This window comes from Nocardia uniformis NBRC 13702, from assembly GCF_001613345.1.
In the GTDB taxonomy this organism is placed as follows: domain Bacteria; phylum Actinomycetota; class Actinomycetes; order Mycobacteriales; family Mycobacteriaceae; genus Nocardia; species Nocardia uniformis.
Genome location: NZ_BDCE01000006.1, coordinates 49158 through 75231, shown reverse-complemented (window position 1 = coordinate 75231; position 26074 = coordinate 49158). Strand labels below are relative to the sequence as shown.

The window sequence follows — 26074 nt, the reverse complement described above, 5'->3', positions numbered from 1 at the left end:
CTTGCGCGCGAGTCCATCGCGAACATGTTTCACCGAATAAGCTTCGGGCGTCATCAGACGTCCACCACCTAGAGGAGTGTTGACCGTGGCCAAGGGCAAGCGGACGTTCCAGCCGAACAACCGTCGTCGGGCGCGCGTCCACGGCTTCCGTCTCCGGATGCGGACCCGTGCGGGCCGCGCCATCGTTTCCGCGCGGCGCGGCAAGGGCCGCGCGAAGCTCACGGCCTGATCCGATAACACCCGGATTCGGCGTCGCATGACCGGCTCGCCGTACGGATCGTTCTTCCGGACTCCCGCCTACTCCTTCCCGCTCGGACGCTCAGGTGTTGCCTGAGTCCTATCGGCTGCATCGTCGTACCGACTTTTCCCGGACGGTGCGCCGTGGCCGGCGGATCGGGAGGCGGGATCTTGTCGTGCACGTGCTACTAGATGGCGGCGGGCGCGACAGTGAGCAGGACGTGGCGAACCAGCAGCTGCCGACCGTTCGGGTAGGCGGGCCGCGATTCGGATTGATCGTCAGCAAGGCGGTGGGAAACGCGGTGGTACGCCACCGGGTGGCCCGCCGCCTGCGTCATATCTGCTCGAGCCTGGCCGCGGAGCTACCCGACGGCGCCGACGTGGTGCTTCGTGCACTGCCCGGCGCCGCGGACGCATCGTCCGACGAACTGCGACGGCAGCTACACGCCGGACTACGTAAACTCGGCGTTCTCACCGGCAGCGACGCATGACCGCCCTGCGTGCCGCGGCGCGCCTGCCGGCCCGGGCCTTGATCTTTCTCATCGAGCTGTATCGGACCTACATCTCCCCCACTCGTATGCCGGTGTGTCGTTTCACCCCCACCTGTAGCGAGTACGCGGTGACAGCGTTGCGCACCCGAGGACTTTTCATCGGACTCGGATTGGCGGCCGTGCGACTGGCCAAATGTGCGCCCTGGCACCCTGGTGGGTGGGACCCCGTTCCGGAGCGCAAGCCCAGGCAAGCCTGGGCATCTCCGCCGGCTGGCGATGATCTGTCGTCTCCGACGGCTGAACACGACTTGTCGTCTCCGCCGAGCGAGGCATCGACTTGTAAAGGGTCACCGCCCGCGGTGACCGGCGATACGACCGACGGGAGTGCATAGCGCCGTGCTCGACATTATCTATTACCCGGTGTCTTGGATCTTGTGGTTCTGGCACCGCGCCTTCGGGTTCGTGCTGGGCTACGACAATGGTTGGGCCTGGACCCTGGCTGTGGTGTTCCTCGTCTTCACGCTGCGAGCGGTGCTCTACAAGCCCTTCGTGAAGCAGATCCGCACCACCAAGCAGATGCAGGAATTCCAGCCGCAGATCAAGGCGCTGCAGGCCAAGTACAAGAACGATCGCCAGAAGATGGCGCTCGAGATGCAGAAGTTGCAGAAGGACAACGGCTTCAACCCACTCATGGGTTGTCTGCCGGTGCTGCTGCAGGTTCCGGTATTCCTCGGTCTGTTCCATGTGCTGCGGTCGTTCAACCGCACCGGCCACGGGTTCGGCCAGCTCGGCATGTCCGTCGAGGAAAATGCCAATACGGCGAACTACGTCTTCAGTGCCGCGGACGTGCAATCCTTCCTGGGCGCCCGTATTTTCGGTGCCCCGCTCTCGGCATTCATGACCATGCCGGAAAGCGTGATGCAGGCCTACACCGTCTCCGGTGGTTTGCCGTCGAAGATCGCCATCGGCGCCGTCGCTATCCCGCTCATGATCATCGCCGGTGTGGCGACGCACTTCAATGCCCGCGCCTCGGTGGCCCGGCAGAGCCCGGAAGCGCTCGCCAACCCACAGGCCGCCATGATGAACAAGCTGGCGCTGTACGTGTTCCCGCTCGGTGTGATGGTCGGTGGTCCGTTCCTGCCCGTCGCCATCCTCATCTACTGGGTCGCCAACAACATCTGGACCTACGTGCAGCAGCACTACGTATTCGGTCGGATGGAGAAGGAAGAAGAGGAGAAGAAGGCCGCCGCCGCCGAGCGTCGCGCGCAGAACGCTCCGAAGCCGGGTGCCAAGCCGGTCGAAATGCGGAAGAAGTCGGGTGCCGCCGATGACTCCGCGGATGCGTCCGAAGCCACTCCCCCGGCGGCGCAGAACGGCGCCAAGCCCGTTGCCAAGTCGACCGCCAAATCGACCGGCAATAAGAAGCGCTCCGGCAACCGCGGTCGCCCCAATCAGAAGAAGCGGCGCTGAATCCCGCGTGCGCCTGCGCCGGACAATTGCAGAAGAAGGAAATGACCATGACTGTTGAGACCGATGGAGGGGACCCCACTGTGACGGCAGCTGCGGCGGACACGGATGTCGTGCAGGACGCCGAGGAAGCGCTCATCGAAGAGGGTGAGATCGCCGGTGACTACCTCGAGCAACTGCTGGATGTGCTCGACTTCGATGGCGATATCGATCTCGATGTCGAGGGTGACCGCGCGGTGGTGAGCATCGATGGCGGCAAGGACCTCACCAAGCTGGTGGGCCGGGGCGGTGAGGTGCTCGACGCCCTGCAGGAGCTGACTCGTCTGGCCGTGCAGCAGGCGACGGGTGTCCGTAGCCGGCTCATGCTCGATGTCGCGGGCTGGCGCGCCAAGCGCCGCTCGGAGCTGAGCGCACTGGGTAAGGAAGCGGCCGAGCGGGTGCTGAAGTCCGGCGAGCGGGAATCGCTGACCCCCATGACTCCGTTCGAGCGCAAGATCGTGCACGACGCCGTGGCGGCCGTCGATGGCGTCGAGAGCGAGAGCGAAGGCGTGGAGCCCAACCGCCGCGTTGTGGTGCTTCCGGCCTGACACGCGTACGGCAACAGCCATAGGGCCCCCGGTTCGCAAACCGGGGGCCCTACGCTTATCCGTAAGTCCCCTCTCCCGTCACGCATGTGCTCTTGCCCGCCGCCTCGAGGCGGATCTCCCAAGTCCCGCAGGTGGGTTCCGGTCGAATTCCCCGGGACCGTCGATGAGTTCGAATAGTTCGGAAGGATGTTTCACGTGGAACCAGGTGCCGATCTGACCGCTCCCGATCTCGAGCCGCCCGCTGAGGCCGCGGTGATCTTCGGTGATCGATTGGTCCTCGCCGAGCGCTACTGCGACGCCCTCGCGAGTGCGGGCGTGGAGCGCGGGCTCATCGGGCCGCGCGAGGTGCCTCGGCTGTGGGACCGCCACATCCTCAACTGCGCCGTGATCGGTGAGCTGATCGGTGAGGGGGCCACCGTGGTCGATGTCGGCAGCGGTGCGGGGCTCCCGGGCATCCCGCTCGCCATCGCCCGACCGGACCTCCGAATCACCTTGGTGGAGCCGCTGCTTCGCCGCACCGTCTTCCTGGCCGAGTTCATCGAGTCCGCCGGACTGAATGTCACCGTGGTGCGGGGCCGGGCCGAGCAGTCCGGTGTGAAGAAGGAAGCCGGCGGAGCCGATGTGGTGACCTCCCGTGCGGTGGCTCCGCTGGCGAAGCTGGCGGGCTGGTCCATGCCGCTGGTCCACGAGCACGGGCGGATGCTCGCCCTCAAGGGTGTCAGCGCGGCCGAGGAGTTGGAGCGCGACCGCGATGAACTGACCCGGGCCGGAGCCGGTAGGGCCGAAGTCCTGGAATGTGGTGTGGGCATACTGGCGACCCCCACGGTGGTGATCAGTGCTGAGCGACTCCCCCGCTCCGAGCGCCGGAAGTCGCGCGGCCGCTGAAATCGGCTTGCTTTTCGTGTTTCACGTGGAACAAGCTCGGGCAGTGAATTTTCTGAATGTTGATGTGGAGGTCCGCGATAGCGCGGGCCTGACGGATCTCCGCGAGGCGCTCGAAGCCGTCGCCGAGAACCTCTCCCCGCTCTATTGCGGTGCGGTCGGCGACGGCAGCTGGCTGCTCTCCTTCGAGGTGTCCGTCGATCCCGCGGACGATCCGGATGCGGTGGCCGCCGCCTGCTGCGCGGTGCTCGAGCGCTTGCCCGCCGAGGCGCGAGCCCGATGGGATGCCGTCGAGGATCGAGTGTTCGACTTCGGCTACGACGCGGTCGCTGAGAGCCGGACCGCGCAGCCGATGCTCTCGGTCTCGACGCTGGGCCGGCTCGCTGATCTCGGTGCGCGGCTGGCAGTCTCGGTCTACGCGCACGACATTGTTTCCCGTGAAACAGGTTCCCCGGCCTCGCTGCCCATACCGGCGGAGCCACCCGTGCCGTCACAGTGACGACAGGGCGTGGTGCCTCGGTCTGGTTCCGGGGTCGCATGTTTCATGTGAAACATTGTGAAAACGGCGCGGGAAAGCGAAGTTCGAGACCGGAACTGCGTGTCGTAGCGTGATCGACCCCGTTCAGCTTCCGTATTGTTCTCGGTGCTGGCAAGCTAGGAGCGTCGAGCGTGAGCGCAGACCCGCGATCCCCGGCACCCGGCTGGAAGCGGCTTCGGAATGGGTATCGAACTCACATCACGCACCTCGGTGACAACGCAGCGTTGCGTGGGCAGCGGTTGCGATCGCCGAGGTCGTTGGCGGATACACAAGGGTGCGCCTCATCAGCTCGACCACGTGTCTTGAAGTTCTCGGGGTTAGGAGCCTGTATGTCGAACGGTCCAGCGAAAGCGAATGTTTCACGGGAAACAACGTCGCGGGTGCCGGGGTTGCTGGATACCGAAATCCTGGGGGCTGAGGAGTTCGGCCGCACCTCGTTCGGAAATATCTCCCCCGCCGACACCCCCATCGCGGCGGAAGCTCAGCGTGCCAGCCAGATTCTGCACCCGGGCACGGCCGACATTCCCCGCCCGCGCGAACAGCGCGTCATCACCATCGCGAATCAGAAGGGTGGCGTCGGTAAGACCACCACCACGGTGAACCTCGCCGCCGCCCTCGCCATCCAGGGCATGCGGGTATTGGTGATCGATCTCGACCCGCAGGGCAATGCCAGCACCGCGCTTGGCGTCGAGCACCACTCCGGGGTGCCCTCCAGCTACGAACTGCTCATCGGCGAGGTCAAGGTCGGCGACGCCATTCAGCAGAGCCCGCACAGTGAACGGCTCATGTGCATTCCGGCCACCATTGACCTCGCGGGCGCGGAGATCGAACTCGTTTCGATGGTGGCGCGCGAGAGTCGATTGAAGACCGCCATCCAGGAGGCCAACCTCGCCGGGTACGACATCGACTACGTGATGATCGACTGCCCGCCGTCGCTGGGTTTGCTCACCGTCAATGCGATGGTCGCCGCCAAGGAGGTGCTGATTCCCATTCAGTGTGAGTACTACGCGCTGGAGGGTGTGGGTCAGCTGCTCCGCAATATCAGCCTGGTGCAGTCGCATCTCAATCCTGAATTGCATGTCTCCACCGTCGTTCTCACCATGTACGACGGCCGCACCAAACTGGCCGACCAGGTGGCCGATGAAGTACGTACCCACTTCGGTGACGCGGTACTGAAGTCGGTCATCCCCCGCAGCGTCAAGGTCTCCGAAGCTCCCGGCTACGGCATGACGGTGCTCAATTACGATCCTGGTTCCCGAGGTGCGATGAGCTACCTCGACGCCGGGCGCGAGCTCGCCGCGCGGGCCGTCCTCGAGGGGTCGGCAGCCGCAGGCGAAACCACTGAGGAGAGGGGTCGATAGGCCGATGAGTCAGGCGAAGAAAGGTGGATTGGGACGCGGTCTCGCCGCGCTGATCCCGACCGGACCCGCGGCCACCGAGGGACTCGGCGCTACCCAGGGACTCGGCAGCGCCGCCGCCAATGTCGTCATCGGCCTGGATCCGGTTGGGCCGCAGCCCGCTACGGCGTACCTGCATCGCGTCCCCGATCCGGCCGATGGAGACGGACCGGGAGCGACGTACAAGGAGATCCCGCCGGATCAGATCGAGCCCAACCCGAAGCAGCCGCGCTCGGTTTTCGAGGAAGAGGCGCTCGCCGAACTGGTGCACTCCATCAAGGAGTTCGGCCTCATGCAGCCGATCGTGGTGCGTCAGGTGGAGACCCTGCCGACACCGCGGTATCAGCTCATTATGGGCGAGCGGCGGTGGCGGGCCAGCCAGGAGGCGGGACTCACCGCTATCCCCGCCATTGTTCGTGAGACCGCCGATGAGTCATTGCTCCGGGACGCGCTCCTGGAGAATATCCATCGCGTTCAGCTGAACCCGCTCGAAGAGGCGGCCGCCTATCAGCAACTGCTGGAGGAATTCGGCGTCACCCACGAAGAATTGGCAGCGCGAATCGGCCGCTCCCGTCCGGTCGTGACGAATATGATTCGCCTGCTGAAGTTGCCCATTCCGGTGCAGCGTCGGGTCGCGGCCGGAGTGCTATCCGCCGGACATGCCCGCGCCTTGCTCGCACTGGAGGCCGGCGCCGAAGCGCAGGAGGCGCTCGCGGCACGGATCGTGGCCGAGGGTCTGTCGGTTCGGGCTACCGAGGAAGCCGTCACCCTGGCCAATCGGAACCCGGATGTCGCCGCCACTCCCCCGGCGCCGAAGCGGAAGCCGATCCAGATGCCAGGTCTACAGGACGTGGCGGAACGGCTATCGGAATCCTTCGACACCCGGGTCACAGTGGCACTCGGTAAGCGCAAGGGCAAGATCACCGTCGAGTTCGGTTCCATCGACGATCTGGAGCGAATTGTCAGTCTGATGGAGCAAACAAAGCTCTAACCCTGGGCCTCGAGGAGAAACGTCACTGTGACGGCATGATTGAGCGGTGGGTTCCGGCGAGCTGTCTCACCCCATGGATCAGAATGGACGCGAGGCGATGTTCGCCGATGACCCAGCGGAAAGGTTCGGTAGGTGACAGCTGATTTCGTAAGGGTCGGGGTAACTCGTCGGGTACGCCCAGAATCGGTTCGGCACTCAACCGCCGGCACGCGTGCGGGACCGGCAACGACTGTCGGCCGGGCGCTGAGTTCACGGAGAGGCGGGCGAGCCGGGGTAACTCGTCGGGTACGCCCAAAATCGGTTCGGCACTCAACCGCCGGCACGCGTGCGGGACCGGCAACGGCTCTCGGCCGGGCGCTGAAGTCTCGGGGAGGCGGGGGAGTTCGGCACTCAACCGCCGGCACGCGTGTGGGACTGGCAACGGCTATCGGCCGGGCGCTGAAGTCACGGAGAGGCGGATGAGCGCGGTGTCGACCAGCGTTACCGCACTTACCCTTGGCGGACTCGACAAACTTCCGGGCCACGCCCGGCGGTGTGTGTTCTGGGAGATCGATCCGGCGGTCGCGGCGGATTCCTACTCGTTCAGCGATCCGGTCTTCGAGAAGGAGGCCTGGCTGTCGACGGTCCTGCTCGAATGGGGTTCGTGTGGGCAGGTGGCTCTGGTGGACGGCCAGTCCGCCGGATGCGCGCTGTATTCGCCGCCGAGCGCTTCGCCGCGGGCCGGACTGTTCCCCACCTCACCGGTGAGCCCGGATGCTGTCCTGCTGACCACGCTGCGGGCCGAATCCCCCTATCAGGACGCCGATATAGCCCAACAGCTGATTCAGGCCGTGGTGGGCGATCTGATGCGTCGTGGGGTACGGGCCATCGAGGCCTTCGGGATTCGGAAGGAACCACCGAGCAATTCGATGGCCGATCGGGCCCTCGGATCCATGCGGTTGATGGAGCGCATCTCCACTCCCCCACGCGGTACGGACGGATGTACACCGGACGCCTGCATGATCGAGGCCGACTTCCTGGAGGATGTCGGATTCAAAGTCGTTGCCGCCCATAACCGATTCCCGCGCTTGCGCCTGGAACTCGATAGCGACCACCTGTGGAAGGAAGATGTCGAGCGTGCCCTCGACCAGCTGCTGGCGGAGGCGGCGATGACCCAGCCGAACCGCGTCCTCTGCTTCTGACCCCTGATAAGAAGTCGAGCCCCCCAGGTTTCCCTGGGGGGCTCGTTTTTCGCTACCGGCCTACATACGGTCGGCGGCGGCCAATTCCTCGGCCAGCAGTTCCGCGAAGGTGTACGTGCCGGTGGGTTGGTCGTCCTGGCCGAGCAGGTAGAGCCGCTTCACCGAGATGAGAATGGCTTCGGCGATCACGTCGCGCATCCGCGGGTTGGTGAGTACCGAGGAATCGTAATCGTTTGTGAGATAACCGATATCGACCTGGACGGTTGGCATCTTGGTGAGCCGCAACAGGTCCCAGGTACGGGCGTGAGTGCGACAGTCCTGCAATGACGTTCGCGCCACGATCTCGCGCTGGATGAACCCCGCCAGCACCTGGCCGATCATCGAGGTGGAACCGTGCGAATTGCCGAAGTGGAAGCTCGCCACCCCACTCGCCGATGAACTCGGATTGCTGGCACAGCGCAGCGAGATCATCAGATCCGCATCGAAGGTATTGGAGGTTTCGGCGCGCTCGGCATCGGAGGGATTGGCGCCCCACGGCCGCGACAGGAAGGTCTCCATACCGGTGGCCGCCATTCGGCCTTCGAGCCGAGATGCCAAGTCCCACAGTATTTCCGACTCGTACACATCACCGAATTCGGTCGGCGCTCGAAAGCCCTTATCGGGTCCGCCGAGGCCGGGATCGATGACGATGCGCTTACCGGTCAGCTGCGGCCCGGCCCGGTGCACCACCTCTTCCTCGGCAATGCGGTGCGGGTTGCCTCCGGTGACACGTGCTCCCAATAGATCCAGGGAGCGCAGCGTATCCGGTCCGCAGATGCCGTCGGAGGCCAAGCCGATCTCACGCTGGAACGAGGTGAGCGCGTCATGGGTGTGCGGTCCGAAGAAGCCGTCCACCCGATGCACATAGAAGCCCAGATCCTGTAGCCGCCGCTGCAGGGTGGCGACATCGTCCCCATACAGCGGTGCCGACAGCTGGTAGATGAGAGTTCGGGCGCCCAAGCGGTAGGACGCTTCTTTCAGCGACCGATAGGTTGCCGGACCGACGACTCCGTCGACCAGGAGACCGCGGTACTGCTGAAAAGCACGTATCGCGGAATCCAGATCGTGATCGAAGACAGCGTCCGAATCCTTCCAGTACTCACCTTGCATATCGCCCGAAACGACACCGCTTGCGACTGCTCGCAGGTCGTTCGAAACAACACCGCTTGCGACTGCTCGCAGGTCGTTCGAAACGACACCGCTTGCGACTACTCGCAGGTCGCTCGAAACAACACCGCGACCGAGCGGTTCGCCATTGGGGTGAGTATGTAGGAACCCGAGACTTGCGAGGGTGCTCCGAACCTCTGCTACGGCTGGTCCAGTATCGCCGTGACGAAGTCGGTGCATGCGTGAGAGCCCTTTCCTTCCGCCAACCCGGGTACCCACTCATGCGAGATCTCAACCTTCGCACGACCGGAGCGTCGGCTGATTGTCTCAGACCCGGACCGAATTTCGGCAATTCCGAGGGGTCCAGGCATCCTACGGCGCGTCGTCAGATGACACCGTCGAGTTCACGCAGAAGGGCCGCTTTGCCCTTTGCGCCGACGATCCGCTTGACCTCTTTGCCGCCTTGGAACAGCACCATCGTAGGCAACGACAAAATGCCGTAGTGCTTCGAGGTCTCCGGATTGGCGTCGGCATCGACCTTGGCAATGGTCAGCTTGTCGCCGTGGGTGGCGGCGATCTCCTCCAGCACCGGGGCCACCATCTTGCAGGGACCGCACCAGGCTGCCCAGAAGTCCACCAGTACCGGCTTCTCATTGATGAGCACCTGGTCGGCGAACGTCTGGTCGGTGACCGTGATGGTCGCGGTGGTCTTGGCGTCGGACATCATTTCTCCTAGTTGCTGACTTCAACCGGCTGACCGGCGTGTTCGAGAGTGTTGCTGGTGATATCGCCCTGGTCGGCGAGCCAACGTTCGGCGTCGATGGCCGCGCGGCAGCCGGTGCCGGCGGCGGTAATGGCCTGCCGGTAGGTGTGGTCGACGAGGTCGCCGGCGGCGAACACACCCGGCAGCGAGGTGTAGGTGCTCTGGCCCTGGACCCGCACGTAACCCTCGCCGTCGAGGTCGACCTGGCCGCGCACCAGTTCGCTGCGCGGATCGTGGCCGATGGCGACGAACAGGCCGGTGGCGGCCAGTTCTGAGGTCTCGCCGGTCCTGGTATCGCGCACGGTCAGGCTGCTGACGCTGTTTTCGCCGTTGACCTGGGTGATCTCGGAATTGAGCAGGAAGCGGATCTTGTCGTTGGCCTTGGCGCGCTCCAGCATGATGCGGGAGGCCCGGAACTCCTCGCGGCGGTGCACGATGGTGACGCTGGAGGCGAACTTGGTGAGGAAGGTCGCCTCCTCCATGGCGGAGTCGCCGCCGCCGACCACCACGATGTCCTGGCCCTTGAAGAAGAAGCCGTCGCAGGTGGCGCAGGCGCTGACGCCGCGGCCCAGCAGCTGCTGCTCACCCGGGACGCCCAGGTAGCGGGCCGCTGAACCCATGGCGAGAATGACGGCGTAGGCCTCGAAGGTCTCGCCGCCGACCACGACCTTCTTGATGCGGCCGGTCAGGTCCAGCTCGTCGACATCCTCGGTACGGATATCGGCGCCGAAACGCTTGGCCTGCTCACGCATCTCCTCCATGAGGTCGGGGCCCATGATGCCGTCGCGGAAGCCAGGGAAGTTCTCGACCTCGGTGGTGGTCATGAGCGCGCCGCCGAACTGGGTGCCCTCGAAGAGGATGGGTTCGAGTTCGGCGCGCGCCGCGTAGACGGCGGCGGTGTATCCGGCAGGCCCGGAACCGACGATGATCAGGTCGCGAACTGACGTGCTCAATGGGCCCTCCGAGGCAGTGTGAAACTCAGCGTGTCGGTCAACAACAGGGTAAACGCTGTTGTTCCCGCCCCCTCGGAGCGGGCGTGACGGGGTGTGCCGGATCTCAGTCGTGATCAGCCGAGATATCGCCCTCAGCCGATATCCGCACGCGCGAGCAGACGGGGATCGCTTGGACCGCAAGCGGTATCGACCACGACGGCGGTGATCTGGGGGGCCTGCGGTCCGGTGAGGAGAACCAGGACGGCCGCCTGGCCGGCGAAGGTGACATTGCGGGAGCCGAGGATGGCGCGGTCCAGACCGGCGGCCGTCAGGCAGCCGCTGAGGGCCTCGCGGGTGGCGAGGGGGCCGGTGACGTCATTGCGGCCCATGGCGGTGAGGACGTCGGTGGGCGGGAGCTCGGTGGACAGTTCTATGGGGGCCGGGGCGGCGACGGGGGTGGCTTCCCGGCTGCGAACGGCGTCGACGGCCACCAGGGTGCCCGCGATCACCGCTATGGCGGCGGCCGCGGCGGTGATCCAGCGCAGCGGGCCGGACCAGGTCGCCGGTTCACGGACGGTGTCGTCGAACTCCGAACCAGCGTCGAACTCCGAGCTGTCGGTATCGAATTCGTGGTTGTCGAATCCGCTGCCCTCGATATCGGCGGCCGAGAGTTGGCCGGTATCGAAGGCGGAGAGTGCGGGCATGGGCGCGGTGGCCGCGGGTGCGCGGTCGGGATGAATGCGGTGCACGGTGGCTGTTCGTTCGTTCTGATCGGAGGCGGTGGCGGCGGCGAGGTCATCGATCAGGTGATCGAGCCGGGCGGTTACCTCGAGGGGCATGGGGTGGATGATGCGCTCGTCACGGCCGAGCGCGTGCAGATCGGTATTGACCCGGTCGAGTGCGTGCAGATAGCGCATGGCGTCGGGATCGCGACGCACCTGCGGCCACAGCCGTCGGGAGAGGTGGTCGGGCATATTGCCGGCGTGCAGGTCGGCGAGCAGTTCGGTCGAGTATGGAGGCTGCGGCACGGTGTCGGTAGCCATCACTCCCCCCGTCCTCTCGGGGATCTCGCTCCCCCATTCGTCGGCCCGTGTCGGCCGTCGACGTGCTGCTGGCCTGCCTTGCTCGTCCATAGCCCCTCCGGGTCGGGCCTGCCACGGGAATTCGCGGACCCGTATCGGTGGGTCTGCGGGAATATCGACATTCACTTCGCTTCTATTAGTGACGCATATGCGCTACTGACGGTTCCCGCCATCGCGCAACGATTTCAGTTGTTCTTCGAGTCGCCGCCGTCCACGGGAGCACCGGCTCTTGATGGTGCCCTCCGGGACGCCCAGCAGCTTTGCGGCATCCGCGACCGAATAGCCTTCCAGCTCGACGGCGACCAGGGCGGTGCGCTGATCAGCGGGTAGTACGAATAATGCCGCGTCTACGATCAGGGTCATTTCCACGGCTGCGAAATCGTCTCGGGCATAACGGGGTTCGGGCAGCGTCTCGTCCGATAACGGTACCGTGCGACGCAGCTTGTTGCGGCGTATCCGGTCGAGACACGCGTTGACAACTATGGTGTGCAGCCAACTGCGCACTTCGGCGTCGCCGCGGAAACCAGCGGCCTTGCGGTGTGCGGAGAGCAGCGCTTCCTGGAGTGAGTCGGCGGCATCCTCGGGGGTGTACGACGCGCGTACGGCGGTCTGCCACAGATGGTCTCGGTGGCGGCGCAATAGTTCGGCGAACGCGTGCCGGTCGCCCCCGGCGTGGGCGGTGAGCAGAGCGTGATCGGAGGTTTCCCCGAGGTGATTATTCGGTTGAGAGGACAATATGAACCCCTAGTACCGGCGCTCCCGACAGCGGCGAGAATAGGCATGATCATATCCAAGATAACGATTCGGTAGCAACGATCCCGGCAATAAATTCGCAGCTAGGGGCCGGTTCGGGCGAATCGGGCGGGCCGGTGCGGTCACGGCCGGAGGTGGATCTGAGCGAGACTCCGCTCTTTCCATGAACACTGTCTACGCGAACCTGTGGGCGGAGCTGCGCGAGCCTGGTGGCCGCTGTCCGGCGCGACTAGGGCGCGGCTTCGAAGTACACGTCGGCAATGGCCGACTGGAACTGTCCCCCTGAATTACCCAGTGCTGTGATCCAGATCAGAACGTAGCGAGCCGGTTGGTCACCCTGAACCGGAATTTCGGTGACGCCCTGGCCGAGCGCCGCCGACCCGATCAGCTGAGTCTGATCGATGGTCGGCGCCGCGGTCGGTGAGGTGCGGATCTCCACCTGCGTGCCGGGGGTCGGTGAGTCGATGACCACCTTGGTGAGCTTGCTGGGGCTGCCCAGGGTGGCCAGCACCCCGACCCCCTTCTTGAGGGCCGGGAACTGCTGGAAGTACTGGTCGGTGCGCCAGACGGTGGCCGGATCATTGTCCAGCACACCGGAGACGCTGCCGATACCGTCCGGCGTGCCCTCCGGTGAGAACACCGACATCCCGGTGACCGGCACCGGCACTCCGCCCGCCACCGCGGGGGCGTCGGACGTCGGGGCCGCGCCCGGGACGGCAGGTGCCGAACTGGGCGTGGTGAGACCGATATTGCGCTGTTCATTGAGCGGTTGATCGGAGGCGCCGGGCGCGAAAATGCTCAGCAGCCACCAGATTACGACGCCGACCACCAGCGAGGCGAGTACGCCGAGACCGACCAGAATCCACATCATCCGCTGCGAGCGTTCCTTCTCGGCGGCGAGCAGTTCCGGATCTGCCAGGGTCTCGTCGGGCACGGAGGGTGGCCGTTGCCCGAGTCTGAGTACCGGGATGAAGTCGGTCTTCTGATCGACCACCGACGCCTGTTCCAGCACGTGCTGGACGGTCGCGGCGGTGCGCACACCCTTATTGGATTCCAACGACCGCACCGCGACCGCGGAGATCTCGAAGGGCACCTCGGGCCGAATCTGCCGGGGCTCCACGGGAGTTCCGTCCGGCCCGAAATCGGCCAGCCGGAGCCCGCCGACGGTAGCCGCGCTACCCGTCACGCCACCGGTCCGAATGGGCCAGCGGGCGACGGTGAGGGCGTAGAGCATGGCGCCGAGGCCACGCACGTCGGACTGGGCGTCCGAATCGCCGAGGGTGCCGGGGAACGCGAGTACCGCGTCACCGGAGGCACTGATCCGAATTCGGTCCGGATGGTCGATCGATAGCGATCCGCCGCCGCGATGCGCCATTTCGGCCGCCGCGGCCAGCGCCCGGATGGCGCGTGCGGCTCCTATCGGTGAGGGTTGGGTCTCGGCCATTTCGCGTAGCGATCGGCCCGGGGTCCATTCGGCCACCACTATGCCGCCGGACGAACCACGCACCACGTCGAGGACGCGGGCCAGGCCCGGTGAGTTGATCCGGCCGAGTCGCAGCGTGCGCGACAGAATCGCCTGCGGCCCATCGTGTCCGGAGTTCTCGGCGGCCTGTTGGTCGGCGTCCACGAAGGTGAGCGCGACCTCGCGGTCGAGCTTCACATCCAGGGCCTGCCAGAACCGCAGTCCGCGAGCGCCGCCACAACCGGCCAGCAGTCGGTACCGCCCGCCCGCCACGGAGGCGCCCGGAAGCAGCTTGGGGCCGCGCTGAATTCGCTTGGATGGCGCCTCCACCCGTAGGGGTGGCATGGGCATCACACCGGTCTGGGTTGGATCGGCCGGAGCCTCGGAACTCGAATCCGGTTGCCGCTCTTGCTGGTCCGGGCCGGACTCGGCGTATTGCTCCGAGTCTCTCTCCGATGCGTCTCCGGCCGAATCCTGCGCCGGGGGAACATCGGTCGAGAGTCCGCCTCCGGACGCTGAAGAGTCGGCGGCCGGTACGCCCGCCGCGTCGTCGCTCACCCTCGTTCCTCCTTCGCCGTAATAAGTCGAAGTCCGATGTGTCGGCGCCGGACTCACCTCGCCGGGGACGCGATCATCGGCCTCCGACATTGCGCGAGTACCCGAACCGACCTCGCCGCGAACGCCGGATCCGGCGGTTGCGTTTCTCTGCGCAACAGGGTACGGGAACTGTCCAGTCCCGGTGATGTCAACCGCATCGGACCGAATCGCGGGCAGCACCATGGTCTGCGCGTCGAGGTAGGGGTCGTACCGGTAGTAGTACGGCGAGGCTCGCAGATCCGCCCTCGGCAGCATGGTGGTCGGGTCGATGTCGTCGCCCGGACCTTCGAGATCGAGGTCGGGTGCGGGCGGGGTGAAGCCCAGACGGCGCGAGATGGCGACGGTAATGGCCACGACCTCCGGAATGCCCGCCAGTCGCATGAGTCCGAGTGCGACACCGAACATGATGATGGCGGTGAAGCCGACCCGGACCAGCGAGCCGGTGCCGCCGAACGAGTCCGAAAGCCGGTGCAGCCCCAGCACTTTGTCCACGATCAACATGACCGCGCCGCCCGCCAGCGAGGCCAGCACGACGCGCGATACGGTGCGCCCGACATTGGTCATGCGCAGGTCACCGAGGCTGCGGTGCAGCAGCCAGCCGCCGATTACCGCGCCCGTGATGAAGCCGATGCCATTGGCCAGGCCGAGCCCCGCGACCACCTTGTCGGCACCCAGGACCATGGGCACCAGCGCCGAACAGATGACCTTCACGGTGGTGATGCCGAGGATGATCCAGGTCGGCGTCCACGCCTGTTCGCGGGCGTAGAAGACCCGCAGGTGAATCAGCACCAGGGCGTAGGGGATCAGGGTGAAGGCCGACCAGGACACCGCTTCGCCGAGGCGTTGCGCGTCGCCGCTGAAATTGCCGTAGCCGAAGAGGGCCTCGCCGATCTGTGATCCGGCCAGGGTCAGGAAGGTGACGACCGGAACCAGAGCGATCATGGTGAGGCGGGTCGCCGCACCCAGGTCGTCGACCACGGCGGGGGTGTCGTCGTCGGCGGCATTGCGGCTGAGCCGGGGCATGATCGCGGTCAGCACGGTCACGCCGAGCACGCCGTACGGCAGTTGCAGCAGCATCCACGCGTTCTGGTAGATCGCCGGACCCGCGATGTCGTAGTGCGAGGAGATGCGGGTGGCGATGGTCCAGCCGATCTGGCTGATTCCGACGTACAGGATGATGGCCGCGCCCATTCCGGCGAACATCTTGAGCCGGGCGTCGATCCCCCACAGCGGTCGCAGATCGATGCCCTGGCGACGGATGGCGGGCAGCAGACTCGCCGCCTGCACGATCACACCGAATGTCACACCGAGGCCGAGCAGCAGCAGTTTCGGCTCGCCCATCCGCACCGGATCGAGGCTGATCTCACCGGGTGTCACCACGTACAGGATGAGGACGACCAGCACCACGACGTTGTTGAGTACCGGTGCCCAGGCACCGGGTTTGAACACCTGATGGGTATTGAGAATCGCGGTGAGCAGTGCCGTAATGCCGTAGAAGACGATGGCGGGCAACAGCATGAAGGTCAGCGCCGTGGTCAGCGCGGTATTCACCCGGCCGTCGTCGGACAGGAAGACATGGCTGGCCAGCAGTGGTGCCGAGATCGTGGCCAGGGTGGCGCCGATGATCAGGACCGTGAGGGCGGCCGTGAACAACCGCCGGACGAAGGCGGCACCGCCGTCGGAATCCTCCTTTTCGGCGCGGACCAGGGTGGGCACCACGATGGCGGTGAGGACCGCGCCGACCAGCAGTTCGGAAATCATGGTCGGCATGGTGGCCGCGACCGTGTACGCACTGGCGATGGCCGGGCCGAGCACGGTGAGCAGCAGGAGCTGTTTACCGAAGCCGGTTATCCGGCTGATCAGGGTCGCGAATGCGATGGACCCGGATTCCTTCACCAGGCGGGAGTTCGAATTATCGTTCTTCGTCGCCGTTCGGACGGCTGCGGCGGTGGGCGGCACCCGCGGTGGCGGTGGCTGGCCGACCGGGCGCTGCCGATCCGACGCCGGGGTCGGGTAGCGCTGTGGCCCCGGTCCCGGCGGTCGTTGTCCCGACTGATTCTGATGTCCCCAGTGGAAGCGCTCCTCGGGCGGCACACCGGCCGGTGGTGCGGGCCGTGGTCGCGGTGGGGGCTGCTGCGGGGGTTGGGATCGCGGTCGTGGTTGCGGTTGTGGAGGTGGTCCGGCGGGCCGCCGGATAATCGGCCCGTCCTCGGGCGGTCGCGGCCGCCCCGGCGGCGGACCGGACGGTTGACCCGGTTGCGGCTGAGGTGGACCCGGTTGCGGTCGACCGGGCCGGGGCTGGCGGCCCGGCGGAACTCCGGGCCCACCGGGTTGTCGTCCCACGCCGCGCTCCCAGGGTGCTGACGGGGCGCGCCGCTGTGGCGTCCCCTCGGGTTCTCGGCCCGATGAGCGTGGCGGTCCACCATGCTCGCTCATCGGTCCTCCTGTCTGTGCATCTCCCGCTTACGCGCCCGCCGGAACCTGTTCACCCGGCGTCGCGTCTCGGGGTCGAACCCCTCGTCCGCCGGGTCCGCCTCCCCGCGGAACCGGTGCCAGAGACGACGACCGGCCAGCAGGAGCAGCAGTGCACCAGCGCACGCGGTAATTATTGCCAACGCCTGACCGTAAGCGTTGGAACGCACCGATACCGTCACCGCATTGCCCAGCGGCACGCCGTCGGGTGTGGTAAGCGCGATGGGAATCACCAGGTTTCGGCTGTCGCTCACCTCCGTCGGGATCTGGAAGGAGCGAGTTCCCTTGGCGGGTAGCACCTGTTCGCCGATTTCGGTGATCTTCGTCTCGGCGGGCGCGTCGATGCGGAATTCGACGCGAATGGCGACGGGCAGGTCGTTGCGGGCCACCAGCAGCAGCGGGCTTTGTTCGGAGGCGAGGGTGTACACACCGCCGGGAGGCAGCACACTGACCGATTGATACAGCTCGTCGACGGTGTGGGTGGTCTGTTCCAGGCGGCGCTGCGCCATGGTGTCGGGTTGGCCGCCGCTGCGCCGGTCGGAAAGCGTGAGCGTCCGGATCAGGTCGTCGCGCAGCGGCGTCAGGAAGGCACGCGGGCTGAGTTCCTGCTGCGGTACCTCCGCGAGCGCGGTCATCAGTTCGGTGATCCGATGCGCCTGTGCCCGAACCGGATCGACGAACTCGCGCGGCACCGCCTCATCGGCGGCCTTGGTGAGGTAGTTCAGTTCGTACGACTGCGCCTCGGCGGGCTGGGCGATCAGGTCCGCGAAGGTGCGCGGGGTGGCGAGATTATTGCGAAACAGCAGCTTCAATTGGCCGAGCAGCGCGGTGGCCTCGTCGCGATTGGCGCCCCACTGCTGCGGCGGCATGAACAGTGCCGATCGTGGCCGGTCGGCTTGCGGGTTCAGCGCGGTCCAGGTGATGGCCCCCAGCGCATCCTGCAGGCGGGCGGCGCGGGAGTCATTGGTGACGTCGTAGCGCACCTGCTCCGGGGTGAACGACGGTGTCGGCGGATGCGAGCCGACGGCGGCCAGCGCGGTGGCCGACCAGATATCGAAGGTCGCGACCCGCAGGCCCGGATCGGTGAGCGGCGGGCTGTCCGCGGCGGTGGCGAGCGTGACATCGGGCAGTCGCACCACATCGGGGTTGGCCGATTCGGGGGTGTCATCGACCGGGCGGGCGCCGATGGCCGTGGACATCCCGTCGAGGGGTGTCACGGCATTATCGGCGAGCACCGTGGTGGTGAAACCATGACCGGCAAGCAGATTGGCGGTGTCGGTATCGATGGTGCCCGCATCGGGCAGGCTCACCCCGCGCAGTGTTTTCACCGACAGCAGTGAGTCGACGATATCGGCGGGGCCGTTCAGGGCCCGGTCGGTGAGGGTCAGATCATTGACGGCTGCCAGCGCGGTCTCGTCGACCTGCGCGAAGGGCAGGGCCACCGTGCACATGGACGGCGCTAGGGTGCGCAGCCGGTCCAGCCAGTTCTCGGCCGATTGCGTGCCGATACCCGCGCGGGTGGGTCCATCGGGATCCGACGGGCTGGCGAGCACCCGGTACCCGGAGATCATGGCGGATACGGTGAGCAGCAGATCCGGATCGATGGCCAGGCAGAGCGCACCGGCGAGGTCGCGGCCGCCATCGGATTTCACCGCGGATTCCACGGCCGACAGCAGTTGGTCGAGGCGTCCGCCCACGGTGAGTGAGGAGGCCAGCTCGTCATCGGTGAGCAGCGCGTAGCTGTCCACCGAGCCCGGGATCCCCGCTACCAGGCGCGGCCGGTCGGCCAGCGGCCAGATCATGGTGGTGGCCACCGGCGGAACGTCAGGGGAGATCGGAACCGCCGGCGACGCGGGCGGTTCGGTCGCGGTCGCGGTCGCGGTCGGCATTCCGAGTACCGGCAGCAGGAAACGGGCGTCGTCGAGGCGGGCCTGATTGCCGTAGGCGGGTTCACCATTGACATTCAGCAGCAGCGGGTAGATCCCGGGCGTGGTGATATCGAGGGCGGAGACATCCGCGGGCAGATCCGGATCCGCGCTCAGGGCGACGGTGAGGCTGAACTGTTTGCGCTGGCCCGACTCGAGCCGGTCGGCCACATCCCGGAACTCACCGGCGACGTCGTAGTTGATCTGGTCCAGCCGCAGCGAGGTGCGCAGTCCGCTCGCGGTGGAGATCGGGGCGGCGCGTTGCAGGCGAACGCTGACATCGTCGACCACACGGTCGCCGATATTGGTGACGGTGCCGGACACCACGAAGTAGGGGTCGCTGGATTCGGTGATCGCCGTCGGCGTCACCGAATCCAGGGACAGTTTCAGGAATTTCGGTCCTGCTGCCCCCGTGCCGTTGCCAGTGGGTTGGGCGGCGGCGGGCAGCGCGCACACACCGGTCGTAAGGACGGCCAGGATCAGCGCGACGAGCGACAGAATCCAGCGGTGCGTCCTTCGAGTCGGGTGAGCCGCCGCCATATTCTGTGGACGCCCAGACCCCGCACGCGTCATTGTCTGCCGTTCTCCATCCGATCGATCAGCCGGTTCGCCACCTCCGCCAGCCTCCGCTCGTCGGCGTATGCGAGGCGAGAATCCAGTTCGCTCAACGGAACCCAGGCCACCTTGGTGACCTCGACATCGGCATCGGAGAGTTCTCCGCCGATGCACCGCATGAGGTAGTGATGCACAGTCTTGTGTACCCGCCGACCCTCGGTGACGAACCAGTAGTCGATACTGCCGAGTTCGGCGACGACGGTGCCATGGATACCCGTTTCCTCGGCAACCTCGCGAATGGCGGTCTGCTCGGAGGTCTCGCCCTCTTCGATATGTCCCTTGGGCAGCGACCAGAGCAGTCGACCGCGACGGTCGGTGCGCCCGATGAGGGCGGCCGAGGCCTTGTCACGGGGACCGTCGAGTCCGTCCACCACCAGTCCCCCCGCGGAGGTTTCCCGCACGGTGCGCATGCGTGGTTTCGCCGCACTACCGGCCGAACCACCGCGGCGCCGGGGCTGGCGGCGTCGACTGTTCGCGCGATCGGCCGGAGACACTGCGTCAGTCTAGCGGTGCGAGTCCGATGAGCCGTCCCACTGCGTCGAGCTGCTGTGACGTCGCTGGATGAGGGTGCCGCGCGGGGTGTCGTCGGCGCTTTCCCGGGTGCGCGGACGATGGGCCCGTAATTGATTTGCCCGACTCCATTAAGCTGCGTCTTCGTGGTTTCGCCGAAGTCTGAGGACGCTAACGAGGATCGCCGTACCCGATTGCTCGCGGCGGCGGCGATCACGCTCGGACGGCTGTCCGATGTACTGATCCCGCTGGGGGAATTGTTCGCCGCGCACGGCCATCAGCTGTACCTGGTGGGTGGCAGTGTGCGCGATGCCGTGCTGGGTCGATTGGGTACGGATCTGGATTTCACCACCGATGCGCGCCCCGAGCAGGTGCAGGAGATGCTGCGCGGCTGGGCGGACAATCTCTGGGATACCGGTGGGTTGGCCTTCGGCACGGTGACCGCGTCCAAGGACGGGCAGCAGCTGGAGATCACCACCTTCCGCGCCGACAGCTACGACCGGGTTTCCCGCAATCCGGAGGTCACCTTCGGCGACACCCTCGAGGGTGATCTGGTGCGCCGTGATTTCACGGTGAACGCCATGGCGGTGCGGATCGGCGCACTCGGCGAGCTGGAGTTCGTGGATCCGCTGGGCGGTATCGAAGCGCTGCTGGCCGGAGTGCTGGATACCCCTGCCGCGCCGGAGGATTCGTTCCGGGACGATCCGCTGCGCATGCTTCGGGGTGCGCGGTTCGTGTCGCAGCTCGGCTTCCACCTGGCGCCGCGGGTGCGCGAGGCCATTGTCGCGATGGCTCCGGAGCTCGACCGGATTACCGCGGAGCGGGTGCACACCGAACTCGACAAGCTCATCGGTGGCCAGTACCCGATCGAGGGTATCGACATCATGTGCGAGACCGGCCTGGCCGACCGGGTGCTGCCGGAGGTCCCGGCCATGAAGCTGGAGATCGACGAGCACCACCAGCACAAGGACGTCTACCAGCATTCGCTGACCGTGCTGCGCCAGGCCATCGACCAGGAGCAGGGCGATCCGGATCTGGTATTGCGCTGGGCAGCGCTACTGCACGACATCGGTAAGCCACCGACCAAGAAGAACGAGCCGGGCGGCGGCGTGAGCTTCCACCATCACGAGGTGGTGGGCGCGAAGATGGTGCGAAAGCGCATGCGCGCCTTGAAGTATCCGAAGCAGTTCACCGAGGATGTGGCACGGCTGGTGTATCTGCACCTGCGCTTCCACGGCTATGGCAAGGGCCAGTGGACGGATTCGGCGGTGCGCCGCTACGTCACCGACGGTGGTGACCTGCTGCCGCGCCTGCACAAGCTGGTGCGCGCCGACTGCACCACCCGCAATAGGAAGCGCGCGGCCAGCCTGCAAGCCACCTACGACGATCTGGAGACCCGGATCGAGCGCCTGCGCGAACAGGAGGACCTGGAGCGCGTACGCCCGGACCTGGACGGCAACGCCATTATGGAACTCCTCGACATCAAGCCGGGCCCCGACGTCGGCAAGGCCTGGAAGTTCCTGAAGGAACTACGGCTGGACCGCGGACCCCTCCCTCGCGACGAAGCCGAAGCCGAGCTACTCGCCTGGTGGAAGCAGTCCCCGCGAGTAGATACGGAACGGGACAACTGATTTCGTAAGGATCGGGGTAACTCGTGGGGTACGCCCAGAATCGGTTCGGCTCTTAACCGCCGGCACGCGTGCACGACTGTCAACGGCTCTCAGCCGCGCGCTGAAGTCTCGGGGAGGCGGGGGAGATCGGGGTAACTCGTGGGGTACGCCCAGAATCGGTTCGGCTCCCAACCGCCGGCACGCGTGCACGAATATCAACGGCTCTCAGCCGCGCGCTGAAGACGCGGAGAGGCGGGGGAGCTTAGAAGACGATCAGGGTTGTGCCCGCGACGATGGCGTCGCGGATCTGTGCCAGTTCGAACGATCCGGTGAGTCCCGGCAGGTCGGCTTCGAAATGTACGTAGTCGCCGACTCTTTGGGCGCGGGTGATGCGCGCGTAGTTCGGTAGGTCGGTCAGGGGGATCGGCTGTAGCCGCACCGCCCGTCGCGGCATTCGGATGCCCCACCAGTTGGCGCGGTGCAGGGTGATGGTGAGGACATTGTCGATCACCTCCGCCGTGGCGAGTGCGCGTAACCGTCGTCTTCGGTGCTGCGCCAACACCATTCCGCCGGGCGCGGGTGTCAGCTGCCAGTCCGGCTGCCAGGTATTGATCCAGTGCGTGAGTGCGTCGATACCGATGACGCCGCGCAGATCCAGCTGGGCGGAGCGGATTTTGGTCGGTGCGCCGGGGATGAGGCGCACGCCGTGCGCGATCACGGTGAGCTCCTCGATCGGATGCTCGTTCCAATGCAGTCCGGTCACCACGATTTTCGATTGGAAGTGCGCGCCGCGTCGCCGCACCTTGAGCGTGTGCAGGGTGGCGCGCATGTCATGGCCGAGGAAGGTGGCGTTCACCTCCTGCCCGCCGAACTGGCTGAGGATGCCCTCCGACAGCAGGGTCATCAGGACATCGGGCATGAGGGCGGTGACGGTGCCCGCGCCGAAGTCGACGACCGGATCCAGCCAGGCGGTGGTGAAAGCGGTCCACTGATCCAGCCAACTCTGGTCGAACAGGCGTTTTCCCAGGTCCATGCCCAGGTCTACCGCGCGCAGGGGTGACCAGGCCTTCGGATCGAAATACGTGGCCATGATTGCCCCGAGAGTACCGGCTCCCCCGCCTCCCCGAATTGTCAGCGCCCGGCGCGGAGACCGTGGACTGTCGTGCACGCGTGCCGGCGGCTGGGTGCCGAACCGACTTTGGGCGTACCCCATGGGTTACCCCGAATCTTGCGAAACCAGTCGTCGAGTACTGCATCCAGCGCGAGGCGCACGCTGACGTCTGGTGCCCGCATTTGCGGGTTCATTTGGTTGATAAATCCGCATCTGCGGCTATATTCTCCTCGCATGCCCAGTCTCCGTATTCGCGACGCCGCTCAGCTACTCGGCGTCAGCGACGACACCGTGCGCCGCTGGATCGACGCCGGATCGCTGTCGGCGCATAAGGACGAGGCGGGCCGCCTGGTGGTGGACGGCGCGGAACTGGCGGCCCTGGCCGTCGAACAGGCCCGCACACCCCGGACACAGCTGGGCAGTGCCAGCTCGGCACGCAATCGGTTTCCCGGACTGGTCACCCGCGTGGTGGCCGATACGGTGATGGCGCAGGTGGAGATGCAATGCGGGCCGTTCACGGTGGTGTCGTTGATGAGCAGCGAAGCGGTGCGGGAGCTGGGGTTGCGTCCCGGCAGCGTGGCGGTGGCGAGCGTGAAGGCGACCACCGTGGTGGTCGAGACCGCCGGCGAATCCGGCGGGGGCGCACAGGCTTCCGCTCCGGTGCGGCGCTGACCGCATTCGCGCTGCTCGGCGTCGCGGCGCTCTCGGGTTGCGGCTCTTCGGATTCCGACGCCACCACGGTCACGGTCTTCGCGGCCGCCTCGCTGAGGCAGGTGTTCACCGAGCTGGGCGCGGAGTACGAGGACACCCATCCCGGCACGAAAGTGGTGTTCTCCTTTGCTGGTTCGTCCGATTTGGCGGCCCAGTTGAATCAGGGCGCTCCGGCCGATGTGCTGGCCACCGCGGATGCGGTGAATATGGACAAGGTGGTCACCGGCGGCCGTATTACCGAGCAGCCGCAGATCTTCGCGACCAATGCGCTGACCATCGTGACCCCGCCCGGTAATCCGGAACATATCGCGTCACTGGCGGATCTGTCCCGACCCGGCCTGAGCCTGGTGGTGTGCGCGCCGCAGGTGCCATGTGGTTCGGCGACCGAGCAGGTGACCAGCGCCGCCGGGGTAACCATCGCACCGGTGAGCGAGGAGTCCTCGGTCAGCGATGTCCTGGCGAAGGTCACCACGGGTCAGGCGGATGCCGGAGTCGTATACGTCACCGATGCGAAGCAGGCCGGTGACAAGGTGGTGACGGTGCCGTTCGCCGAATCCGCGTCGGTGGTGAACGCCTATCCCATTGCGGTGCTGTCGGATACGACCAGCACATCGGACGCACGCGGCTTCGTAGCGCTGGTGACCGGCGCCGATGGCCGTCGGGCTCTGACGGCGGCGGGGTTCGGTTCCCCGTGAAACAATTCCGACCGATATCGCTGGGCCCCGGTGTTCCGGTGTGGCTGCTGCTACCCGGATTGCTGGGTTTCGCCCTGGTCATAGGCCCACTGCTGGCCTTGACCGGAGCGGTGGACCGGTCGAACTTCTTCGGGCTCATTACGACGCCCGCCTCGCGGGACGCCCTGCTACTGAGCCTGAAGACGGCGCTCGCCGCGACGGTGCTGTGCGTACTCCTCGGTGTCCCGATGGCGATCCTGCTGGCGCGACTGCGCTGGCGAATACTGCCGATACTGCGGTCAATGGTGTTGCTACCACTGGTTCTACCGCCCGTGGTGGGCGGTCTCGCGCTGCTGTACCTCTTCGGTCGCCAGGGTCTGCTGGGGCAGGAGCTGGAGGCGGCCGGAATCCGTATCGCCTTCAGCACCACCGCGGTCGTGCTGGCACAGGCCTTCGTGGCACTGCCATTCCTGGTGATCACCCTGGAGGGCGCCATGCGTACCGCGGGCGACCGCTACGAGCGCATAGCCGCCACGCTGGGCGCGCGCCCGACCACGGTGTGGTGGCGCGTAACGCTGCCGCTGCTGCGTCCGGCCTTGATCTCGGGCGGTGTGCTCGCTTTCGCGCGTGCCCTGGGTGAATTCGGCGCGACCCTGACCTTCGCGGGCAGCCTGCAGGGCCGCACGCGCACGCTGCCCCTGGAGATCTACCTGGCGCGGGAGACCGATCCCGATGCGGCGGTGGCCCTATCGCTGCTGCTGGTACTCGTCGCGGTGGCGATCGTGCTGATCGCGTACCGCCGAATGGGTGCGTTGGCCAATGGGAGGCCGTCGTGACCGAGCGGGGCCTGCGGGTAACGGCCGCGGTGGCGGCCAGAGACTTTCGGATCGATCTCGAGGTGGCCGCCGGCGAGGTACTGGCGGTGCTGGGACCCAATGGCGCCGGCAAATCCACGCTGCTCGATGTTATCGCCGGTCTGTTGATCCCGGATACTGGTTCCGTCCGGCTCGACGGTCGGAGTCTGACCGATACCGCGAATGGCGTTGCGGTGCCGCCGCATCGGCGTGAGGTCGGGCTATTGGCGCAGGAGCCGCTGCTGTTTCCGCATCTATCGGTCGCGGCGAATGTGGCATTCGGTCCGCGCGGTCAGGGCCTACGCGGCCGAGCCGCCGATGAGATCGCCCGAGAGTGGTTGCGAGCGGTCGATGCGCAGGAGTGGGCGCGCCGATCCCCGGATACGCTGTCCGGCGGTCAAGCCCAGCGGGTGGCCCTGGCTCGCGCGCTGGCGGTGCGTCCCCGGGTACTGCTGCTCGATGAACCGATGGCCGCGCTGGATGTGACCGCCGCCCCCGCCATGCGCACCCTGCTGCGTCGCGTACTGCGTACCTCCCCCACCGCTCCCACCTGCACCATCCTGGTCACCCACGACATAATCGACGCCCTCACCCTGGCCGACCGCCTGCTGGTGCTGGAATCCGGCCGGGTGGTCGAGTCCGGTCCGGTCGCCGAGGTGCTGGCTCGCCCCCGCAGCACCTTCGCCGCCCAGATCGCGGGAATGAACCTGATTGTGGGTACGGCCGCCAATGGTGCCGCCGGTGCGGCGATCGAGCCGAATCACGCGGTCGCGGTCGGGGATGTGCTGGTGCACGGTCGCGCGGAGGCGGAGTGGTTGCCGGGCGGTTCCGCCGCGGCGGTGTTCTCGCCCACCGCCGTCGCGGTGTACCGGGAGCGTCCGGAAGGCAGTCCGCGCAATGTCTTTCATGTCCGGGTCACGGAGTTGAGTGATCGCGGTGGCACGGTCCGGGTCGGGGCCGATGGCCCGGTCGGTGGCCTGGTCGCCGATCTCACGCCCGGAGCCGTGGCCGATCTCGGGCTGGCTCCGGGTGCGCAGGTGTACTTCTCGGTGAAAGCCGCTGAGGTCCAGGTCTATTCGCGGTGAC

At 66.4% G+C, this 26074-nt stretch carries 23 protein-coding genes and 1 pseudogene; 15 read left to right on the top strand and 9 right to left on the bottom strand.

What is annotated here, in order from left to right; genetic code table 11:
- Window positions 1-85 precede the first annotated feature (85 nt).
- The 10 genes from rpmH to NU1_RS01285 all read left to right on the top strand — a co-directional run bounded on the left by rpmH (window position 86) and on the right by NU1_RS01285 (window position 7771).
- On the top strand, window positions 86-229 hold the full coding sequence (gene rpmH, locus NU1_RS01325) for a 50S ribosomal protein L34 (protein WP_033085250.1): 144 nt from the start codon (window positions 86-88) through the stop codon (window positions 227-229).
- 94 nt (window positions 230-323) lie between these two features.
- Window positions 324-728: a ribonuclease P protein component gene (gene rnpA / locus NU1_RS01320; RefSeq protein ID WP_084520874.1), complete on the top strand. Its 405-nt coding sequence runs from the start codon at window positions 324-326 to the stop codon at window positions 726-728.
- Entirely contained in the window at window positions 725-1120 is a 396-nt protein-coding gene (yidD, locus tag NU1_RS39910) for a membrane protein insertion efficiency factor YidD (RefSeq protein ID WP_084520873.1), read from the top strand. Before rnpA ends, yidD begins: the two co-directional genes overlap by 4 nt.
- A 4-nt stretch (window positions 1121-1124) precedes the next feature.
- On the top strand, window positions 1125-2198 hold the full coding sequence (gene yidC, locus NU1_RS01315) for a membrane protein insertase YidC (protein ID WP_067516467.1): 1074 nt from the start codon (window positions 1125-1127) through the stop codon (window positions 2196-2198).
- A gap of 47 nt (window positions 2199-2245) precedes the next feature.
- Window positions 2246-2782 (top strand): Jag family protein, encoded by a 537-nt coding sequence (locus tag NU1_RS01310; RefSeq protein WP_067516581.1) that lies wholly within the window; start codon window positions 2246-2248, stop codon window positions 2780-2782.
- A 186-nt stretch (window positions 2783-2968) separates the two neighbouring features.
- Window positions 2969-3667, top strand: a complete 699-nt coding sequence (gene rsmG / locus NU1_RS01305) for a 16S rRNA (guanine(527)-N(7))-methyltransferase RsmG (protein ID WP_067516466.1) — start codon at window positions 2969-2971, stop codon at window positions 3665-3667.
- Window positions 3668-3710: 43 nt separating this feature from the next.
- Window positions 3711-4163: a hypothetical protein gene (locus NU1_RS01300; protein WP_067516464.1), complete on the top strand. Its 453-nt coding sequence runs from the start codon at window positions 3711-3713 to the stop codon at window positions 4161-4163.
- 368 nt (window positions 4164-4531) lie between these two features.
- A complete protein-coding gene (locus NU1_RS01295; RefSeq protein WP_067516462.1) occupies window positions 4532-5563 on the top strand; it encodes a ParA family protein in 1032 nt (343 codons plus the stop codon).
- A gap of 4 nt (window positions 5564-5567) precedes the next feature.
- Window positions 5568-6590 carry a ParB/RepB/Spo0J family partition protein gene (locus NU1_RS01290; RefSeq protein WP_067516461.1) on the top strand — a complete coding sequence of 341 codons (1023 nt, stop codon included), beginning with the start codon at window positions 5568-5570 and terminating at the stop codon, window positions 6588-6590.
- A gap of 467 nt (window positions 6591-7057) precedes the next feature.
- The gene (locus NU1_RS01285) at window positions 7058-7771 is read left to right on the top strand and encodes a GNAT family N-acetyltransferase (protein WP_170264316.1); all 714 of its coding nucleotides are present in this window, start codon (window positions 7058-7060) and stop codon (window positions 7769-7771) included.
- Between the two features lie 60 nt (window positions 7772-7831).
- On the opposite strand, the pseudogene NU1_RS01280 reads toward NU1_RS01285, so the two are convergent.
- From NU1_RS01280 to NU1_RS01245, 8 genes and pseudogenes are all read right to left on the bottom strand, one after another.
- Window positions 7832-8899: pseudogene (locus tag NU1_RS01280) on the bottom strand (N-acetylmuramoyl-L-alanine amidase); the annotation flags it as partial.
- A gap of 403 nt (window positions 8900-9302) precedes the next feature.
- Window positions 9303-9641 (bottom strand): thioredoxin, encoded by a 339-nt coding sequence (trxA, locus tag NU1_RS01275; RefSeq protein WP_067516577.1) that lies wholly within the window; start codon window positions 9639-9641, stop codon window positions 9303-9305.
- Between the two features lie 8 nt (window positions 9642-9649).
- Window positions 9650-10633 carry a thioredoxin-disulfide reductase gene (trxB, locus tag NU1_RS01270; RefSeq protein WP_067516458.1) on the bottom strand — a complete coding sequence of 328 codons (984 nt, stop codon included), beginning with the start codon at window positions 10631-10633 and terminating at the stop codon, window positions 9650-9652.
- A 131-nt stretch (window positions 10634-10764) separates the two neighbouring features.
- On the bottom strand, window positions 10765-11655 hold the full coding sequence (locus tag NU1_RS01265) for an RsmA family anti-sigma factor (RefSeq protein WP_067516457.1): 891 nt from the start codon (window positions 11653-11655) through the stop codon (window positions 10765-10767).
- Between the two features lie 192 nt (window positions 11656-11847).
- On the bottom strand, window positions 11848-12429 hold the full coding sequence (sigM, locus tag NU1_RS01260; RefSeq protein WP_067516456.1) for an RNA polymerase sigma factor SigM: 582 nt from the start codon (window positions 12427-12429) through the stop codon (window positions 11848-11850).
- A 247-nt stretch (window positions 12430-12676) separates the two neighbouring features.
- Window positions 12677-16465 (bottom strand): murein biosynthesis integral membrane protein MurJ, encoded by a 3789-nt coding sequence (gene murJ, locus NU1_RS01255; protein ID WP_067516455.1) that lies wholly within the window; start codon window positions 16463-16465, stop codon window positions 12677-12679.
- Between the two features lie 473 nt (window positions 16466-16938).
- Window positions 16939-19476 (bottom strand): DUF6049 family protein, encoded by a 2538-nt coding sequence (locus tag NU1_RS01250; protein ID WP_371859748.1) that lies wholly within the window; start codon window positions 19474-19476, stop codon window positions 16939-16941.
- Window positions 19473-20012, bottom strand: a complete 540-nt coding sequence (locus NU1_RS01245; protein WP_067516449.1) for an NUDIX hydrolase — start codon at window positions 20010-20012, stop codon at window positions 19473-19475. Before NU1_RS01245 ends, NU1_RS01250 begins: the two co-directional genes overlap by 4 nt.
- Before the next feature lie 162 nt (window positions 20013-20174).
- On the opposite strand from NU1_RS01245, the gene NU1_RS01240 reads away from it, so the two are divergent.
- The gene (locus tag NU1_RS01240; protein ID WP_067516447.1) at window positions 20175-21659 is read left to right on the top strand and encodes a CCA tRNA nucleotidyltransferase; all 1485 of its coding nucleotides are present in this window, start codon (window positions 20175-20177) and stop codon (window positions 21657-21659) included.
- A 241-nt stretch (window positions 21660-21900) separates the two neighbouring features.
- Here NU1_RS01240 and NU1_RS01235 read toward each other — a convergent pair whose 3' ends face one another.
- A complete protein-coding gene (locus tag NU1_RS01235) occupies window positions 21901-22728 on the bottom strand; it encodes a hypothetical protein (RefSeq protein WP_067516445.1) in 828 nt (275 codons plus the stop codon).
- Window positions 22729-22983: 255 nt separating this feature from the next.
- On the opposite strand from NU1_RS01235, the gene NU1_RS01230 reads away from it, so the two are divergent.
- From NU1_RS01230 to NU1_RS01215, 4 genes are read left to right on the top strand one after another with little or no spacing between them, the layout of a single operon-like run.
- The gene (locus tag NU1_RS01230) at window positions 22984-23421 is read left to right on the top strand and encodes a TOBE domain-containing protein (RefSeq protein WP_067516443.1); all 438 of its coding nucleotides are present in this window, start codon (window positions 22984-22986) and stop codon (window positions 23419-23421) included.
- A complete protein-coding gene (modA, locus tag NU1_RS01225) occupies window positions 23379-24155 on the top strand; it encodes a molybdate ABC transporter substrate-binding protein (protein ID WP_157551932.1) in 777 nt (258 codons plus the stop codon). The genes NU1_RS01230 and modA overlap by 43 nt, the downstream gene beginning before the upstream one ends.
- Window positions 24152-24970 carry an ABC transporter permease gene (locus NU1_RS01220; RefSeq protein WP_067516441.1) on the top strand — a complete coding sequence of 273 codons (819 nt, stop codon included), beginning with the start codon at window positions 24152-24154 and terminating at the stop codon, window positions 24968-24970. The genes modA and NU1_RS01220 overlap by 4 nt, the downstream gene beginning before the upstream one ends.
- A complete protein-coding gene (locus NU1_RS01215) occupies window positions 24967-26073 on the top strand; it encodes a sulfate/molybdate ABC transporter ATP-binding protein (protein WP_067516439.1) in 1107 nt (368 codons plus the stop codon). Before NU1_RS01220 ends, NU1_RS01215 begins: the two co-directional genes overlap by 4 nt.
- Window position 26074: the final 1 nt, after the last annotated feature.